Source organism: Cryobacterium sp. BB736 (assembly GCF_014980265.1).
Taxonomy (GTDB): Bacteria; Actinomycetota; Actinomycetes; order Actinomycetales; family Microbacteriaceae; genus Terrimesophilobacter.
Map to the genome: position 1 here is coordinate 1 of NZ_JABXWQ010000004.1, position 16,966 is coordinate 16,966.

General features: G+C 66.8%; 16 protein-coding genes. 8 read left to right on the plus strand and 8 right to left on the minus strand.

What is annotated here, in order from left to right; all coding sequences use genetic code 11:
* A partial coding sequence (locus IRG63_RS09525; RefSeq protein ID WP_227412038.1) for a hypothetical protein occupies positions 1-210 on the plus strand: 210 nt, incomplete at its 5' end.
* 76 nt (positions 211-286) lie between these two features.
* Here the strand turns inward: IRG63_RS09525 and IRG63_RS09530 are convergent.
* Positions 287-832 carry a hypothetical protein gene (locus tag IRG63_RS09530; RefSeq protein ID WP_370566225.1) on the minus strand — a complete coding sequence of 182 codons (546 nt, stop codon included), beginning with the start codon at positions 830-832 and terminating at the stop codon, positions 287-289.
* Positions 833-877: 45 nt separating this feature from the next.
* Positions 878-2,476: an ABC-F family ATP-binding cassette domain-containing protein gene (locus IRG63_RS09535; protein ID WP_168627737.1), complete on the minus strand. Its 1,599-nt coding sequence runs from the start codon at positions 2,474-2,476 to the stop codon at positions 878-880.
* A gap of 108 nt (positions 2,477-2,584) precedes the next feature.
* On the opposite strand from IRG63_RS09535, the gene IRG63_RS09540 reads away from it, so the two are divergent.
* Positions 2,585-3,202: a biotin transporter BioY gene (locus IRG63_RS09540; protein ID WP_193509979.1), complete on the plus strand. Its 618-nt coding sequence runs from the start codon at positions 2,585-2,587 to the stop codon at positions 3,200-3,202.
* Here IRG63_RS09540 and IRG63_RS09545 read toward each other — a convergent pair whose 3' ends face one another.
* From IRG63_RS09545 to sufB, 5 genes are read right to left on the minus strand one after another with little or no spacing between them, the layout of a single operon-like run.
* On the minus strand, positions 3,203-3,532 hold the full coding sequence (locus tag IRG63_RS09545; RefSeq protein WP_168627257.1) for a metal-sulfur cluster assembly factor: 330 nt from the start codon (positions 3,530-3,532) through the stop codon (positions 3,203-3,205).
* Between the two features lie 4 nt (positions 3,533-3,536).
* Complete coding sequence (gene sufC / locus IRG63_RS09550; protein WP_193509980.1) at positions 3,537-4,301, minus strand: Fe-S cluster assembly ATPase SufC; 765 nt, start codon at positions 4,299-4,301, stop codon at positions 3,537-3,539.
* A 4-nt stretch (positions 4,302-4,305) separates the two neighbouring features.
* On the minus strand, positions 4,306-4,644 hold the full coding sequence (locus IRG63_RS09555) for a non-heme iron oxygenase ferredoxin subunit (RefSeq protein ID WP_168627259.1): 339 nt from the start codon (positions 4,642-4,644) through the stop codon (positions 4,306-4,308).
* Positions 4,641-5,834 (minus strand): Fe-S cluster assembly protein SufD, encoded by a 1,194-nt coding sequence (sufD, locus tag IRG63_RS09560; RefSeq protein WP_193509981.1) that lies wholly within the window; start codon positions 5,832-5,834, stop codon positions 4,641-4,643. The genes IRG63_RS09555 and sufD overlap by 4 nt, the downstream gene beginning before the upstream one ends.
* Positions 5,835-5,836: 2 nt before the next feature.
* Positions 5,837-7,255: a Fe-S cluster assembly protein SufB gene (gene sufB, locus IRG63_RS09565; RefSeq protein ID WP_168627261.1), complete on the minus strand. Its 1,419-nt coding sequence runs from the start codon at positions 7,253-7,255 to the stop codon at positions 5,837-5,839.
* 330 nt (positions 7,256-7,585) lie between these two features.
* Between sufB and IRG63_RS09570 the strand changes: the two genes are divergently transcribed.
* On the plus strand, positions 7,586-8,509 hold the full coding sequence (locus IRG63_RS09570) for a heme A synthase (protein ID WP_193510259.1): 924 nt from the start codon (positions 7,586-7,588) through the stop codon (positions 8,507-8,509).
* Here the strand turns inward: IRG63_RS09570 and IRG63_RS09575 are convergent.
* A complete protein-coding gene (locus IRG63_RS09575) occupies positions 8,455-9,372 on the minus strand; it encodes a heme o synthase (protein ID WP_168627262.1) in 918 nt (305 codons plus the stop codon). The two genes, IRG63_RS09570 and IRG63_RS09575, sit on opposite strands and share 55 nt — an antisense overlap.
* A 227-nt stretch (positions 9,373-9,599) precedes the next feature.
* On the opposite strand from IRG63_RS09575, the gene tkt reads away from it, so the two are divergent.
* From tkt to IRG63_RS09600, 5 genes are read left to right on the plus strand one after another with little or no spacing between them, the layout of a single operon-like run.
* The gene (tkt, locus tag IRG63_RS09580; RefSeq protein ID WP_193509982.1) at positions 9,600-11,690 is read left to right on the plus strand and encodes a transketolase; all 2,091 of its coding nucleotides are present in this window, start codon (positions 9,600-9,602) and stop codon (positions 11,688-11,690) included.
* Between the two features lie 24 nt (positions 11,691-11,714).
* Entirely contained in the window at positions 11,715-12,839 is a 1,125-nt protein-coding gene (gene tal / locus IRG63_RS09585) for a transaldolase (RefSeq protein WP_193509983.1), read from the plus strand.
* Complete coding sequence (locus IRG63_RS09590) at positions 12,836-14,434, plus strand: glucose-6-phosphate isomerase (protein ID WP_193509984.1); 1,599 nt, start codon at positions 12,836-12,838, stop codon at positions 14,432-14,434. Before tal ends, IRG63_RS09590 begins: the two co-directional genes overlap by 4 nt.
* Positions 14,435-14,459: 25 nt before the next feature.
* The gene (gene zwf / locus IRG63_RS09595) at positions 14,460-16,001 is read left to right on the plus strand and encodes a glucose-6-phosphate dehydrogenase (protein ID WP_168627266.1); all 1,542 of its coding nucleotides are present in this window, start codon (positions 14,460-14,462) and stop codon (positions 15,999-16,001) included.
* On the plus strand, positions 15,998-16,963 hold the full coding sequence (locus IRG63_RS09600; protein ID WP_193509985.1) for a glucose-6-phosphate dehydrogenase assembly protein OpcA: 966 nt from the start codon (positions 15,998-16,000) through the stop codon (positions 16,961-16,963). Before zwf ends, IRG63_RS09600 begins: the two co-directional genes overlap by 4 nt.
* Positions 16,964-16,966 lie beyond the last annotated feature (3 nt).

The window sequence follows — 16,966 nt, forward strand, 5'->3', positions numbered from 1 at the left end:
GACAATGGCATCCTGCTCTGCCGCCACCACCACCTGCTCCTGCACGACGAGGGCTGGGAGATCGAAACCCGCGACCACGACCCGCTAGCCCGGTTCTGGCTCATCCCACCCCGCGACATCGACCCCACCCAGACACCCAGGCCGATGCCATCCAAATCCCCGGCACTCAACGACGCCCTCCGAACCGCGGAGCGACATCGGGCCACCTGAAGGCACTCGGGGAGAACTCTGCCCAGCAACGGGGTCTCGACAGGCTCGACCACCGGAGGCTCACCACCGAAGCCGGTCAGAGCGCGTCGGCCGGCCGTTTCTTGGGCGAGAAGGTGTAGCTGATCGCCCAGATCAAGTCCACCGCGAACCAGAGGCCCAGCAGCGGATAGATGGCTGTCAGAGCATCAGCCCGGCTCCGGTCGTCAACCAGCACGGTGAGAAGCCAGAGGATGCCCGCACCGATTCCCACGGCGATGGCGGTGCGGACGACATCAGACCAGCAGTCCTTCGCGTAGTCCCAGCCCCAGAGCTTCAGTGGCTTGGGTCCGCCGGCGAATCGATAGGCGAAGCGAACGTCAGCCCACTTGACCATCTTGTGACCGTAGGCAATGGAGACTCCGAGGTAGATCGCTGCCAGTCCATGGATGAAACTGGCGGTTCCTCCACTCTGCAGATTGATGATCACAGCGGCCAGCAGTACCAGATCCACCACTGGCGTCATGGCCAGCAGGATCGCGCCGGTGCGACGCCAGCGCAGGAGGTAACGGGCAAGCAGACCCAGGACAACGAAGACCCAGAAGCCGATCTCGCACGCGACGATGATCCCCAGAATCAAGTCCATCTACCCCCCCATTTCCTGCTCTCGGCGCTCGCTCGCCGAAGCGCATCACGCCAGCGAGATCAGCTCCGCGTAGTCCGGGTTCCAGTGATCCTCGACACCATCCGGGAGGATGAGCACCCGCTCCGGGTTGAGCGCCTGCACCGCACCCTCGTCGTGACTCACCAGCACCACCGCACCGGAGTAGTTCGCCAGCGCATCCAAAATCTCCGCGCGACTAGCCGGATCCAGGTTGTTAGTCGGCTCATCGAGCAGCAACACGTTCGCCCCCGACACGACGATCATCGCCAACGCCAGCCTGGTCTTCTCGCCACCGGAGAGCACCCCGGCCAGCTTGTGCGAGTCATCGCCCGTGAACAGGAACGACCCCAGCACCCGCCGGGCCTCAGTCTCGGTCAGGTTCGGCGACGCCGACACCATGTTCTGCAGCACCGACCGCTTGACGTCGATCGTCTCGTGCTCCTGCGCGTAGTAGCCGATCTTCAACCCATGCCCTGGTTCGATCTGCCCTGTGTCCGGCTTGTCCACCCCAGCCAGCATCCGGAGCAGCGTCGTCTTGCCGGCACCATTCAGCCCCAGCACGACTACCTTTGAGCCCCGATCGATCGCGAGGTCGACAGCGGTGAAGATTTCCAGCGATCCGTAGCTCTTGCTGAGGTTGCTCGCCTGCAGCGGCGTACGCCCACACGGAGCCGGCTCCGGGAAGCGCAGTTTCGCCACCCGATCGGCACTCCGCTCATCCTCGAGCCCAGCAAGCAGCTTCTCCGCTCGGCGCACCATCTGCTGAGCGGCCGCCGCCTTCGTCGCCTTCGCCCCGAACCGGGCAGCCTGCAGCTGCAGCGCTGTCGCCTTCTTCTCGGCGTTGGCGCGTTCCTTCTTGCGCCGTTCCTCGTCCGCTTCGCGCTGGCGCAGGTAGTGCTTCCAGCCCATGTTGTAGATGTCGATGACCTGACGGTTCGCGTCGAGGTAGAACACCCGATTCACCGTCTCGCCAACGAGCTCGATGTCGTGGCTGATGACGATCAAGCCGCCCTGGTACGCCTTCAGGTACTCACGCAACCAGACCACAGAGTCGGCGTCGAGGTGGTTGGTCGGCTCATCCAGCAGCATCGTCTCTGCGCCGGAGAACAGGATGCGCGCCAGCTCGATGCGCCGACGCTGACCACCGGACAGCGTCTTCAACGGCTGATCGAGGATGCGATCGGGCAGGTTCAGGTTGCTCGCGATGGATGCTGCCTCCGCCTCCGCCGCATACCCGCCGAGTGCGAGAAAGCGGTCCTCAAGCTTGCTGTAGCGCTTCATCGCCGCCGCGCTGACCGTCGAATCGCCATCGCCCATCTCAACCGTGGCCGTGCGCATGCCGATGACCAGGGTTCCCAGGCCGCGCGCGTCGAGGATGCGGGTGCGCGCCAGGTCGTCCGGGTTCCCGGACCGCGGATCCTGCGGCAGGTAGCCGACTTCACCGTGACGTTCGATCTTCCCGTCGGTGGGCGAACCCTCCCCCGCAAGAATCTTGGTCAGCGTCGTCTTTCCTGCGCCGTTGCGCCCGACCAGTCCCACCTTGTCGCCCCGGTCGACCCGGAAGTTCACCTCCGCCATGAGAGTGCGTGCGCCCACGCGAACCTCGAGGTCGTGCACGGCGAGCACAGGCATACTCCAATTCGTTGGTCGTCATCCGACAACCGAAGGTGAGGGGGAAGCCTCTAGTCTATTTGCTAGTGCGCGCACGAGGGTGCGCGCGAGAAGGAGCAGCAGATGACCACGGTGAGCCTCGCATTCGGACGCCCGACCCTCGCAGACCGGCTCTACAGCCGCGGCCTCGTCATGGACTTGGTACTGATCAGCGCCGGCGCCGCACTCACCTCGATCTTCGCCCAGCTGTCGGTGCCGCTGTGGCCCGTCCCGATCACCGGGCAGACACTCGCGGTACTGCTCGTCGGCAGCGCCCTCGGCGCGGTGCGCGGCGCACTCTCGATGGTGCTCTACATGGCACTCGGCATCGCGGGCCTTCCCGTGTTCTCGGACTCGACATCCGGATTCGCCGCGGTCGCCGGCCCGACCGGAGGCTATATCGTCGGCTTCATCTTCGCCGCCGCCCTGACCGGATGGATCGCACAGCGCTCCTGGGATCGCAAGGTGCTGCGCGCCCTGCTCTCGTTCCTCGCGGGCACGGTCGTCACGTTCGTCTTCGGACTCCCCTGGCTGGCATTCGCCCTCGGTCTCGACCTGCAGACGACCCTTGAGGCCGGCCTCTACCCGTTCATCCTGAGCGGTGTCATCAAGGCAGCCATCGCCGCTGGCGTGATCACGCTCGGCTGGCGGTTCATCGAGCGCAAGGACCGGCGCCGCGCGGAGAGCGAACTCAGCGCCTGATCAGATCGCGAAGCCGAGGGCCCGCATCTGGTCGCGACCGTCGTCGGTGATCTTCTCAGGACCCCACGGCGGCATCCAGACCCAGTTGATCCGGAACCGCTCCACGATGCCATCGAGTGACTGAGCGGTCTCGTCTTCGATCACGTCGGTGAGCGGGCATCCGGCGGAGGTCAACGTCATGCTGATGATGAGCGCGTCGTTCTCTTCGTCCCAGCTGAGGTCGTAGATCAGGCCGAGGTCGACGATGTTGACGCCCAGTTCGGGGTCGACGACGTCCTTCAGCGCTTCCTCGACCTGGTCGAAGAGCTTCGGCTCCAGTGCGACAGCCATGATGTCAGCTTACTTTCGCGGCCGTGACAAAGCGATCGTAACCTTCATCCTCGAGCCGGTCGGCGAGCTCAGGGCCGCCCTCCTCGGCGATGCGGCCGTCGACGAAGACGTGCACGAAGTCGGGACGGATGTAGCGCAGGATGCGCGTGTAGTGGGTGATGAGCATTACACCAAGGCCGGTGTTCTCCTTGACCCGGTTCACACCATCGGCCACAACGCGCAGCGCATCGACGTCCAGACCGGAGTCGGTCTCGTCGAGGATCGCGAACTGCGGCTTCAGCAGTTCGAGCTGCAGGATCTCGTGACGCTTCTTCTCTCCACCGGAGAAGCCCTCGTTCACGTTGCGCTGCGCGAACGAGGAGTCCATCCGCAGCTTCTCCATCGACTCGCGGACTTCCTTGGTCCAGCCGCGGATGGCTGGCGCCTCACCGTCGATGGCGGTCTTGGCGGTGCGCAGGAAGTTCGTGACGGTGACGCCGGGGATCTCCACCGGGTACTGCATCGCCAGGAAGAGCCCCGCGCGAGCGCGCTCGTCGGTGGTCATCGCGAGCACGTCCTGGCCGTCCAGGGTGATCGAGCCGGATTCGACGTGGTACTTCGGATGCCCGGCGATCGTGTACGCGAGGGTCGACTTGCCGGAGCCGTTGGGGCCCATGATCGCGTGGGTCTCACCCGATGCGACTCGGAGGTCGACGCCGCGCAGGATCGGCAGTGCCCCCTGGTCGGTCTGGACGGATACGTGCAGGTCCTTGATCTCGAGAACTGCCATGTCTTTACGCTTCTTCCTTCTGGTAGTCAAAGTGCGGGGTGGGGTCGATGTAGACCTCCCCGTCAACGATCTCGACGGTGAACACCGGAACCGGCTCGTACGCCGGCAGGGTCAACGCCTTGCCCGTCACAATCGAGAATTTGGAGCCGTGCGCCCAGCACTCCAGGGTGTCGTCCTCGACGAAACCCTCGGAGAGCGAGATGTCGCCGTGCGTGCAGGTGTCACCGATGGCGTAGATGTCCCCGGCGGAGTCCTTGACCAGCGCGATCGGGGTGTCGTCGATGACGACACGCACCGCGCTGTTCACCTCGACGTCGTCCACCGAGCAGACCTTCACGTTCACTTCGATGCTCCCTCACCGCGCAGCTCGAGCTCGATGGCGTCCTCGAGGCGCTGCTCCAGCTCGGGCGAGCCGATCTTCTGGATGATGTCGGACAGGAAGCCGCGCACGACGAGCCGACGCGCTTCCTCCTCGGGGATGCCCCTGGACTCCAGGTAGAACAGCTGCTCGTCGTCGAACCGGCCGCTGGCGCTCGCGTGCCCAGCACCGGCGATGTCGCCGGTCTCGATCTCGAGGTTGGGCACGGAATCGGATCGGGTGCCGTCGGTCAGCAGCAGGTTGCGGTTCTCCTCGTAGCTGTCGGTGCCGGTCGCGGTCTGCTGGATGAGCACGTCGCCGATCCATACGGAGCGCGCATCCGTTCCCTGCAGCGCACCCTTGTAGGTGACGCGGGAACGCGTGTGCGGTGCGTCGTGGTTGATGAAGACCTGATGCTCAAGGTGCTGCCCGGCGTCGGCGAAGTAGACACCGAACGCTTCGATCTCGCTGCCTTCGCTCGCGAGGTGCACGGACGGGTTGACCCGCACGAGCGACCCGCCGAGCGAAACCGCGACGTGCTTGAGGCTCGCGCCATGCCCGAGCCGGGCGAAGTGGCTGGCAACGTGCAGCGCGTCATCGTCCCACTCGTGAACGGTGACGACCGTGAGCTGAGCGCCGGGGTCGAGGATGATCTCGACGTTCTCGTTCAGCTGCGCCGGGCCGCTGTTCTCGAGCAGCACGATTCCCCGGCTGTTCTCCTCAGCGTGGATCACGGTGTGCGCGGCACGCGGGGTGTCCCCGAGCTGGTTGCGGTCCAGGTGCAGGCGCACTGCCTCACCGGTGACGGTCACCAGCAGCGCCTCCTGGAAGCTGGCCCACGCGTTCGCGGACGCCGGCTCCTCCGGGATGCCGGCGCGACCGATCCGGCTGTCGTCGCGGTCGATCCATTCGATCACCGCGGCGCCGTCGATCTGCTGCTCGAACGGGTAGCGCGAGCCGTCCAGCTCACCGGTGAAGAAGTGACGGATGCGGTCGACGGGGGTGAACTTCCACTCAACCTCGCGTCCGGTCACCGCCGGGAACGCTTCAGGATCGTACGACTTGAACCGCTCGGAGCGGGTTTGCACGGGGACCGTGCCGTGGTCGTGTTTCAGGGTGGGGGTTGCTGACGTGTCGATGACTGCCGGAGCGGTCTGGGATGAGGCTGCTGACATTACTAACCGACAGATCCTTCCATGCCCATCTCGATGAGCTTGTTCAACTCCATTGCGTACTCCATGGGGAGTTCGCGGGCGATCGGCTCGATGAAGCCGCGCACGATCATCGCCATCGCCTCGTCCTCCGGCATCCCGCGGGACTGCAGGTAGAACAGCTGCTCGGCGCTCACTCGGGAGACGGTCGCCTCGTGACCCAGCTCGACGTCATCCTCACGTATGTCGACGGTCGGGTAGGTGTCCGACCGGGAGATGGTGTCGACCAGCAGCGCGTCACAGCGCACCGTGTTCTTCGAGTGGTGCGCGCCCTCCCCGATGCGGACCTCGCCCCGGTAGCCGGAGCGACCGCCGCCGCGCGCGATCGACTTGGACACGATCGACGACTGGGTGTGCGGCGCGAGGTGCACCATCTTGGCGCCCGCGTCTTGGTGCTGGCCGGGGCCGGCGAACGCCACCGACAGGGTCTCGCCCTTGGCGTGCTCCCCGACGAGGTAGATCGACGGGTACTTCATGGTCACCTTGGAGCCGATGTTGCCGTCGACCCACTCCATGGTCGCGCCCTCGTGCGCGACCGCGCGCTTGGTGACCAGGTTGTAGACGTTGTTCGACCAGTTCTGGATGGTCGTGTAGCGCACGCGCGCGTTCTTCTTCACGACGATCTCGACGACCGCGGAGTGCAGCGAGTCCGACTTGTAGATCGGCGCCGTGCAGCCCTCGATGTAGTGCACGTAGCTGCCCTCGTCGGCGATGATCAGCGTGCGCTCGAACTGGCCCATGTTCTCGGTGTTGATCCGGAAGTAGGCCTGCAGCGGGATCTCTACGTGCACGCCGGGCGGCACGTAGACGAAGGAACCACCCGACCAGACCGCGGTGTTCAGGGCCGCGAACTTGTTGTCACCGGACGGGATGACGGTTCCGAAGTACTCGGTGAAGAACTCGGGGTGCTCCTTGAGTGCGGTGTCGGTGTCCATGAAGATGACACCCTGCGCTTCCAGCTCCTCGTTGATCTTGTGGTAGACCACCTCGGACTCGTACTGCGCGGCGACACCGGCGACGAGGCGCTGCTTCTCCGCCTCGGGGATGCCGAGCCGGTCGTAGGTGTTCTTGATGTCGTCCGGCAGGTCCTCCCACGAGGTGGCCTGCTTCTCGGTCGAGCGCACGAAGTACTTGATGTTGTCGAAGTCGATATCGGAGAGGTCGGCACCCCACGTCGGCATCGGCTTCTTCTCGAACAGCGAGAGAGCCTTCAGGCGCGTCTTGAGCATCCACTCGGATTCGTCCTTGAGCTTCGAGATGTTCTCGACCACTTGGGGTGACAGTCCACGCTGCGCGGTGGCACCGGCGTCATCCGAGTCCGCCCAGCCGAATTCGTAGACACCGAGGCTCTCGAGTTCTGGGCGGTCGATCAGGACATCTGACATGCTCATACCTCTTTCACTGCGCCGCGGGTTCTCGCTTTAAAGACAACACGCGGCACTGTCATCTCATTCCCAATCATGCGGAGGCACGGAGGCACCGCTCGCGCGGCGTGCTGCGTGCTTAGACTGGGCGAAGGTCCAGGCATCTGTGCCAGGCCACGCGCGCTGGATACGTCCAGCCGGCTGTTGCCCCTTCGATTCGCTCAATTCTACAGGGGTGGGCCGCGAAAACCAGCGATCCGCAGGGCGCGCACAGTTCGCAGTAGGAGAACACCCGTGACAGGAACGACCGACCGCCAGGCCCCAACCGAGCGGAGCGTGTCAGCGCTGCTCATGCCGGGCAGCATCCAGCGCAGCACCATCGTGCTGGCCTGGCTCAATTTCATCGCCGAGACGCTCATCATCGCGACCGGCGGCGCGGTGCGGCTGACCGGCTCTGGTCTCGGCTGCCCGACCTGGCCGACCTGCACACCCGATTCCCTCATTCCGACGCCCGAGATGGGCATCCACGGCTTCATCGAGTTCGGCAACCGCACGATGACCGGCCTCGTCGGCATCATCGCCGTGCTGGTCCTGCTGCAGGTGTTCAGGATGCGTCGTGAGCGTCGCGACCTGTTCACGCTCGCGCTGATCGTTGTGCTGGGTGTCGTCGCGCAGGCGTTCGTCGGCGGGGTGACCGTGTGGACCGGGCTGAACCCGTTCATTGTCGGCTTCCACTATGTGGCGTCGCTGGCCCTGGTCTGCGTCACGGCAGCGTTCCTGGTGCGGCTGTACTCCCCCGTCGGCCCGCGCGAGCGGGTGGTGCCGCGCTGGTACGCGATCCTCGCGCATGTCACGTCACTGGCTCTCGCGGTGACCATCGCCTTCGGGATCGCGACCACCGCATCCGGACCACACTCAGGTGACGTGACTGCCGGGCGCACCGGCTTCGACGCCGAACTGCTGCAGCACGTGCACGCGTGGCCCAGCTACCTGATGTTCGCCCTGACCGTGGTGCTCGTCATCGGCGCGGTCGCACGCCGGTTGGCAGTCGCGCCGTGGATGCTGGCACTGCTCGCGCTCGAACTGGTGCAGATCGCCGTTGGCCTCTACCAAGCGCGCAACGGCCTGCCGCCGGTGTTCGTCGGCCTGCACATGGTGCTCGCGGCGCTGATGGCCGCGACCATGACGGTGGCGCTGCTGAAGCTGAAGGCGGTGCCCGCTCAGAACGGCAGCAGCGGGTCGATCCCCACCGCGACGAAGACCAGCGTCAAGTAGGTGATCGACGCGTGGAAGACACGCATCGGGCTGCCCTCCTGGCCGCGAATGGCCTTGGAGTACAGCGCGTGCGACTCGTAGATGAACCACGCGCCAGACAGCAGCGCGACACCGGTGTAGAAGAAGCCCATTCCGGCGACCGGGACCAGCAGCAGCGAGCAGGCGACCGTCGCCCAGGCGTACAGGACGACCTGCAGTCCGACCGTGGTGCGGCCGGCGATCGCGCCGAGCATCGGCACGTCGGCCGCGTTGTAGTCGTCGCTGTAGCGCATCGACAGCGGCCAGTAGTGCGGCGGGGTCCAGAGGAAGACGATGCCGAACAGGATGATGGGCGGCCAGTCCAGCGAACCGGTGACGGCCGCCCAGCCGACCAGCACAGGCATGCAGCCGGCGATGCCGCCCCAGATGATGTTCTGCGAGGTGCGCCGCTTGAGCCAGAGCGTGTAGACGAGCACATAGAACGCGTTGCCGGCTGCCGCCAGCGCGGCGGCGACCCAGTTGACCGCGAACCCGAGCAGCAGCGTCGAGATGACCGCGAGCACCGAGGCGAAGACAAGCGCCTGACGGTCGGTCAGCTCGCCGGTCACCAGCGGACGATGGCTGGTGCGCTTCATCACCCGGTCGATGTCGCGATCGAAGTAACAATTGAACGCGCCGGCGGATCCGGCGCTGAGCGCCCCGCCGACGAGCGTCCACAGCACGAGCCACAGATCCGGAAGCCCCTGTGCGGCGAGGAACATCACCGGAATGGTGGTCACCAACAGCAGCTCGATGATGCGCGGTTTGGTGAGCGAGACGTACGCCTTCACCTTTCGGCCGAAGGCGGAACCGCCCTGCTTGCGCGTCAGTACAGCCGTGTCCATTGCCCCTCGGGTTGCCTAGAAAATGACCTGATTACGAGTCTAGGCGACGGGCACCGCATGCTTGCGTCACGCTGAGAGCCGCAAGAGTGAGGTTGCCTATACTGGGCAAAGCTTGCCATGCCGCGCGCCTGCGAGGATCGTGCGGCCCCTGTCGATGACGACGGGCGAGCGGTTCCCCGCACGATAACCCTCGTGCACCGTCAACGTACAGAAGGAAATCGACGAGAATGGCAGCACTCCAGTGGGATTCCATCGACGATCGCGCGGTTGACACGGCTCGCGTGCTCGCCGCCGACGCCGTGGAGAAGGTCGGCAACGGGCATCCGGGAACCGCGATGAGCCTCGCCCCTGCCGCCTACCTGCTGTACCAGAAGGTCATGCACACCGACCCGTCGGACCCGCACTGGGTCGGCCGTGACCGCTTTATCCTCTCCGCCGGCCACACCAGCCTCACCCAGTACGTGCAGCTCTACCTCGGCGGGCACGGCCTCGAACTGGACGACCTGAAGGCGCTGCGCACGTGGGGCTCGAAGACCCCCGGCCACCCCGAGTTCGGCCACACCGCCGGCGTCGAGATCACCACCGGCCCGCTCGGGCAGGGTATCTCCTCCGCGGTGGGCTTCGCCTACGCCGCCCGCTACGAGCGGGGGCTGTTCGACCCGGATGCGCCGACCGGCGAGAGCCCATTCGACCACTTCATCTACGTGATCGCCAGCGATGGTGACCTGCAGGAGGGCGTCAGCTCCGAGGCCAGCTCCCTGGCCGGCCACCAAAAGCTCGGAAACCTGGTGGTCATCTACGACAGCAACGAGATCTCGATCGAGGACGACACGAATGTCGCGTTCACCGAGGACGTTGCCGCCCGCTATGAGGCGTACCACTGGCACGTGCAGACCGTCGACTGGCGGAAGACCGGCGACTACACCGAAGACGTGCAGGCACTCTACGACGCGATCGAGGCGGCCAAGGCGGAGACCGACCGCCCGTCGATGATCGTGCTGCGCACCATCATCGGCTGGCCGGCACCGAACAAGCAGAACACCGGCAAGATCCACGGCTCGGCGCTCGGCGCCGACGAGCTCGCGGCCGTGAAGAAGGTGCTCGACTTCGACCCAGAGCAGTCCTTCGTTGTCGAGGACGCGGTCCTCGAGCGCACACGCGGCGCGATCGAGCGTGGCCGCGACGCGCACGAGGCCTGGCAGGAGCGGTTCGACGCTTGGGCTGCGGCAAACCCCGAAGGGAAGGCACTGTTCGACCGGTTGGAAGCCGGAGAGCTGCCCGAGGGAATCGTCGATGCGCTCCCGGTGTTCGAGCCGGGCAAGGACGTCTCCACCCGCGCGGCATCCGGCAAGGTGCTGAACGCGCTGGCCGGCCTGCTGCCGGAGCTCTGGGGCGGGTCGGCCGACCTGGCCGAGTCGAACAACACCACCATCGAGGATGCGCAGTCGTTCATCCCCGCTGAGCACTCGACACTCGAATGGAAGGGCGACCGCTACGGGCGCGTGCTGCACTTCGGCATCCGCGAGCACGCGATGGGCGCGATCGTCAACGGCATCGTGCTGCACGGCAAGACGCGCGCCTACGGCGGCACCTTCCTGATCTTCAGCGACTACATGCGCCCAGCGGTGCGCATCGCCGCGCTCATGCGGATCCCCTCGCTGTACGTCTGGACGCACGACTCGGTCGCGCTCGGCGGCGACGGCCCGACGCACCAGCCGATAGAGCACCTGTGGGCGCTGCGCGCCATTCCCGGTCTCGACGTGGTGCGGCCCGCGGATGCCAACGAGGTCGCCTGGGCGTGGAAGCACATGCTCGAGCGGCGCGGCGGCCCGGCCGGGATCGCGCTCAGCAGGCAGAACCTGCCGGTCTTCGAACGCGGTGACGGCGAAGCATCCGGTGACACCCTCGCCTCTGCGGCCGGTGTCGAGAAGGGCGCCTACGTGCTCGCCGACGCACCCGACGGCAACCCCGACGTGATCATCATCGCGACCGGCTCCGAGGTGCAGTTCGCCCTCGCCGCCCGCGAGACGCTGAAGGCTGACGGGGTGAACGCCCGGGTGGTGTCCGCGCCCTGCCTCGAATGGTTCGCCGAGCAGAGCGCCGAGTACCGCGACGCGGTGCTTCCGCCGTCCGTCACCGCGCGCGTGTCGGTCGAGGCCGGTCTGGCCCTCGGCTGGCGCAGCTACATCGGTGATCGCGGCCGCAGCGTCTCGATCGAGCACTTCGGCGCCTCAGCCGACTACGAGACCCTCTACCGCGAGTTCGGCATCAGCGCCGATCATGTCGTGACGGCAGCCAAGGAATCGCTGGGCGCGTAGGCGTCCGGCAGGAAGAAGAGAGAAATGACTGATTCCACCAGCCCCCTCGCCGCGCTCTCCGCGGCCGGGGTGAGCATCTGGCTTGATGACCTGTCGCGCGAGCGCATCGTCTCGGGCGGCCTGCAGAACCTCATCGATGAGCGTCACGTCGTCGGGGTCACCACCAACCCGACGATCTTCGCCAACGCCCTCGCCAAGGGCAGCGACTACGATGACCAGATCGCCCAGCTCGCGAAGCAGGGAGCGGATGCGAGCGCCGCGGTCGTCGACATCACCACCCACGACGTGCAGCGCGCATGCGACCTGATGCGTCCGGCGTTCGACGCGAGCGAGGGGCTGGACGGCCGGGTCTCCATCGAGGTGGAGCCGGCGCTTGCGCACGACACCGCGGGCACCATCGAACAGGGCGCCCAACTGTGGGAGCTCGTCGACCGGCCCAACGTCATGATCAAGGTCCCAGCCACCGTGGACGGCCTGGAGGCGATCACCGAGCTCACCGCGCGCGGCATCAGCGTCAATGTGACCCTGATCTTCAGCCTGCAGCGCCACCGCGAGGTCATCAACGCCTACCTGACCGGGCTGGAGAAGGCGAAGGCCGCAGGGATCGATCTCGGCAGCATCCGCTCGGTCGCGTCCTTCTTCGTGTCGCGCGTCGACACCGAGGTGGACAAGCGCCTCGACGCGATCGGCACCCCGGAGGCGACCGCGCTGAAGGGCAAGGCCGGCATCGCCAACGCGCGCCTGGCCTACCAGGTGTTCACGCAGGCGTTCTCGAGCGAGCGAGCCAAGGGTCTGCTGACTGCCGGCGCCCACGTTCAGCGTCCGCTCTGGGCCTCGACGGGCGTCAAGGACCCGGCGCTCAAGGACACCCTCTATGTCGAGGAGCTGGTCGCCCCGAACACGGTCAACACCATGCCGGAGAAGACGATGGAGGCCGCCTACGACCACGGCGAGATCCGCGCCGACACCGTCACCGGTTCCTACGCCGAGGCCAACGAGGTGCTCGACGCGATCGCCGACCAAGGCATCTCCTACGACGAGGTCACCGACCTGCTCGAGCGTGAGGGCGTCGAGAAGTTCACGGTGTCCTGGAACGAACTGCTCGACACTGTCACTGCGGCGCTTGGTGCCGCGGGAGGGCAGCGATGAGCTTTGACGTGACCGCCAGCGGTGCAGCCGCGGAAGCGGTCGACCGGGTGGTCCCCCAGCTGGTCAGCGACCTGGTCGCGTCACGGCTGACCGCACAGGATCCGACGCTGTGGGGCGCAGACGCGGAGGACGAGGCCTCCAAGCGGCTTGGCTGGACCGAGGCCGTCGTCGCCTCGGAACCGCTCGTACCGGACATCCTGGAACTGCGTGACCGGCTGCGTGAGGACGGCGTCGACCACATCGTGCTCGCCGGCATGGGCGGCTCATCGCTAGCGCCCGAGGTCATCACGAAGACCGCCGGCGTGCCGCTCACCGTGCTCGACACCACCGACCCTGGCCAGATACGCGCCGCGATCAGCGACCGACTGCAGCGCACCGCGGTGGTGGTGTCCTCCAAGTCCGGTTCGACGGTGGAGACCGACAGCCAGAAGCGCGTCTACGAGCAGGCGTTCCGCGACGCCGGGATAGACCCCATCGAGCGGATCATCGTCGTCACCGACCCTGACTCCCCCCTCGACCGCTCCGCGCGTGCTGACGGCTACCGGGTGTTCAACGCCGACCCGAACGTGGGCGGACGCTACTCGGCGCTCACCGCCTTCGGTCTCGTGCCATCCGGGCTCGCCGGCGTCGACCTCGAACCGCTGCTCGACGAGGCCAGCGCTGTGGCAGCGCAAGTAGCCATCGACGACCCCAGCAACCCGGCGCTGATCCTTGCCGCAGCGATCGCAGGCACCCGCCCGCTCAAGGACAAGCTCGGGATCGTCGCCGATGGCACGTACATCGTGGGCTTCGCCGACTGGGCGGAGCAGCTCATCGCCGAGTCCACCGGGAAGCAGGGAAAGGGCATCCTCCCCATCGTCCTCGACGTCGACTCGCCAGAGCTCGAGTCGCGCCCGGATGACCTGCAGGTGGTGCGCCTTGTGGAAAGCGCGCGCGCCACCCAGGAGGTGCTGGAGGGCGAGATCGAGATCAGCGGCACGCTCGGCGCGCAGCTGCTGGTGTGGGAATACGCGGTCGCCATCGCCGGCCGGATCCTCGGAATCAATCCGTTCGACCAGCCCGACGTCGAGTCGGCGAAGACCGCCGCGCGTGGCCTGCTCGACGACCGGCCGGAGCCCGCGCCCGCCGCATTCACCGACGGTGACATCGAAGTGCGGGGTTCCGCGACAGTGGTCGCGGGTGCCGTCACCGTCCGGGAGGCGATCGATGCGCTGCTCGCCCAGGTCGGCGACGACGGCTACGTCAGCGTGCACGCCTACCTCAACCGGGTCGCGCTGCCCCAGGCGATGCAGCTGCGTGACCTGCTCGCGGCTGAATCGTCCCGTCCGACGACGTTCGGCTGGGGCCCTCGCTTCCTGCACTCCACCGGCCAGTACCACAAGGGCGGTCCGGCCGTCGGCGTGTTCCTGCAGCTCACCGCCGCGCCGACTGACGACCTGGAGATCCCCGGTCGGCCATTCACCTTCGGGCAGCTCATCGAGGCCCAGGCAGCCGGCGATGCCGCGGTGCTCGAGGGTCACGGCCGGCCGGTGCTCACCCTGCGGCTGGAGGACCCCCGCGCCGGTCTCGATGCGATCATGAACGCGCTTCGCTGAAGCGCACGCGACCAAGGAACCACCAATGATCCCCACCCCGGTCACCGAGCAGTTCAACCCGCTTCGATCCGTTTCCGACCGGCGGCTCAACCGCATCGCCGGACCAAGCAGCCTGATCATCTTCGGGGTGACCGGCGACCTGTCGCGTAAGAAGCTCATGCCCGCGGTTTACGACCTCGCCAACCGTGGATTGCTGCCCCCAGGCTTCGCCCTGGTCGGATTCGCACGCCGCGACTGGGACGACCAGGACTTCGAGCGGGTTGTGCACGACGCGGTCAAGCAGTATTCGCGCACCCGCTTCGACGAGGACGTGTGGAGGCAGCTGGCACGCGGCATCCGGTTCGTGCAGGGCGAGTTCGACGACGACGACGCTTTCCTGCGGCTGAAGCAGACCGTCGCCGAACTCGACCGCACCCAGGGCACCATGGGCAACCACGCCTTCTACCTGTCCATCCCGCCGAAGGCGTTCCCGCTCGTCACCGAGCAGCTGCGCCGCTCCGGGCTGGCCGAGCAGAAGGACGGCCAGTGGCGGCGTGTCGTGATCGAGAAGCCGTTCGGCAGCGACCTCAGCACCGCGCGCGAGCTCAATGACGTCGTCGAATCGGTGTTCCCGCCGGACTCGGTGTTCCGCATCGACCATTACCTCGGCAAGGAGACGGTGCAGAACATCCTGGCGCTGCGCTTCGCCAACCAGCTGTTCGAGCCGATCTGGAACGAACGGTACGTCGACCACGTGCAGATCACCATGGCCGAGGACATCGGCGTCGGCGGCCGCGCCGGCTACTACGACGGCATCGGCGCCGCACGCGACGTCATCCAGAACCACCTGTTGCAGCTGCTCGCGCTCACCGCGATGGAGGAGCCGGTGTCGTTCGACGCACGCGACCTGCGCAACGAGAAGGAGAAGGTGCTGTCCGCCGTGCGCCTGCCCCGCGACCTGGGCACCGCGACCGCGCGCGGCCAGTACAGCGGCGGCTGGCAGGGCGGTGAGCGGGTCGTCGGCTTCCTCGAGGAGGAGGGCATGAACCCGAACTCCCACACCGAGACTTACGCGGCCATGCGGCTGGACATCGGCACGCGCCGCTGGGCCGGCGTGCCGTTCTACCTGCGGGCAGGCAAGCGGCTCGGTCGCCGGGTCACCGAGATCGCCGTCGTGTTTAAACGCGCTCCGCAGTACCTGTTCGCCGAGAGCCAGACCTCGGCGCTCGGCCAGAATGCGCTCGTCATCCGGGTGCAGCCGGATGAGGGGGTCACCATCCGGTTCGGGTCGAAGGTGCCCGGCGCGAGCATGCAGGTGCGCGACGTGACGATGGATTTCGGGTACGGGCACGCGTTCACCGAGGCCAGCCCTGAGGCGTACGAACGCCTCATACTCGACGTGCTGCTCGGCGACCCGCCATTGTTCCCGCGGCACCAGGAGGTCGAGTTGAGCTGGATGATCCTGGACCCGATCGAGCGGTTCTGGCTGACCCAGGGCCGTCCAGAGCAGTACGCGCCGGGAACCTGGGGTCCCGACTCCGCGGATGCGCTGCTTGCCCGCGACGGACGAACCTGGAGGCGACCGTGATCGTCGAACTGCCGAACACCACCACCAGCGCGGTGTCGCGCGCGCTCGTGCGCATCCGGGAAGAGGGCGGCGCGGTCGCCCTGGGCCGGGTGCTCACCCTGATCATCTGCACCGAGCTGGGAGCCGAAGAGGACGCCATCGAGGCGGCCAACCACGCATCCCGAGAGCACCCGATGCGCGTCATCGTGCTGTCGAAGTCCGCGGATCCCACGCATCCGGTTGAGGCGAGCCTGGACGCGGAGATCCGGGTCGGCGGCGACGCCGGAGCGAGCGAGGTCATCGTCCTGCGCGCGTACGGCGAAGCGGCGAAAAGCGAGGAGTCGCTGGTCAACGGACTGCTGCTGGCCGACGCACCGGTGGTCGCCTGGTGGCCGGGCGACGCGCCGGTCGTGGTGGCGGAGTCGCCGATCGGAAGGATGGCGCAGAGGCGGATCACCGACGCGGCAGCCCAGTCGGACCCGCGCGGCTACCTGCAGCACCTGGCGCGGAGCTACACGCCCGGCGACACCGACTTCGCCTGGACCCGCCTGACGCTGTGGCGCGCACAGCTCGCGGCCGTGCTCGATCAGCCTCCGTTCGAACCGGTCACCCGGGTGCACATCGAGGGCGCCTGGGACTCCCCGTCGACGACGTTGCTCGCCGCCTGGCTGCAGCTGCAGCTGGGGGCGAAGGCGGACACGATCCTCGACGACCCGGTCGGCAGCAAGCCGGGCATCCACCGGGTCAGGCTCCAGCGGGCATCCGGCGACATCGTCCTCGAACGGGTTCCGGGCAACATCGTCACGCTGGTGCAGCCCGGTCAGCCGAATCACGACATCTCGCTCCCCCGCCGTGACCTGCCGGAGTGTCTCGCGGAAGAGCTCCGGCGCCTCGACCCTGACGACCTGTTCGGAGAGGTTCTTCAAGTCGGCCTCGGTAAGCTCAGCGAACCCGACACCTCGTCGATTACGCTCCCGACATAAAGC

Coding starts and splice junctions, on each gene's coding strand:
- tkt (WP_193509982.1), top strand. CDS start 9,600: ATGGCAGCACTCCAGTGGGATTCCATCGACGATCGCGCGGTTGACACG.
- sufD (WP_193509981.1), bottom strand. CDS start 5,834: ATGTCAGCAGCCTCATCCCAGACCGCTCCGGCAGTCATCGACACGTCA.
- sufB (WP_168627261.1), bottom strand. CDS start 7,255: ATGTCAGATGTCCTGATCGACCGCCCAGAACTCGAGAGCCTCGGTGTC.
- zwf (WP_168627266.1), top strand. CDS start 14,460: ATGATCCCCACCCCGGTCACCGAGCAGTTCAACCCGCTTCGATCCGTT.
- IRG63_RS09545 (WP_168627257.1), bottom strand. CDS start 3,532: ATGGCTGTCGCACTGGAGCCGAAGCTCTTCGACCAGGTCGAGGAAGCG.
- IRG63_RS09575 (WP_168627262.1), bottom strand. CDS start 9,372: ATGGACACGGCTGTACTGACGCGCAAGCAGGGCGGTTCCGCCTTCGGC.
- IRG63_RS09540 (WP_193509979.1), top strand. CDS start 2,585: ATGACCACGGTGAGCCTCGCATTCGGACGCCCGACCCTCGCAGACCGG.
- tal (WP_193509983.1), top strand. CDS start 11,715: ATGACTGATTCCACCAGCCCCCTCGCCGCGCTCTCCGCGGCCGGGGTG.
- sufC (WP_193509980.1), bottom strand. CDS start 4,301: ATGGCAGTTCTCGAGATCAAGGACCTGCACGTATCCGTCCAGACCGAC.
- IRG63_RS09590 (WP_193509984.1), top strand. CDS start 12,836: ATGAGCTTTGACGTGACCGCCAGCGGTGCAGCCGCGGAAGCGGTCGAC.
- IRG63_RS09570 (WP_193510259.1), top strand. CDS start 7,586: ATGCCGGGCAGCATCCAGCGCAGCACCATCGTGCTGGCCTGGCTCAAT.
- IRG63_RS09530 (WP_370566225.1), bottom strand. CDS start 832: ATGGACTTGATTCTGGGGATCATCGTCGCGTGCGAGATCGGCTTCTGG.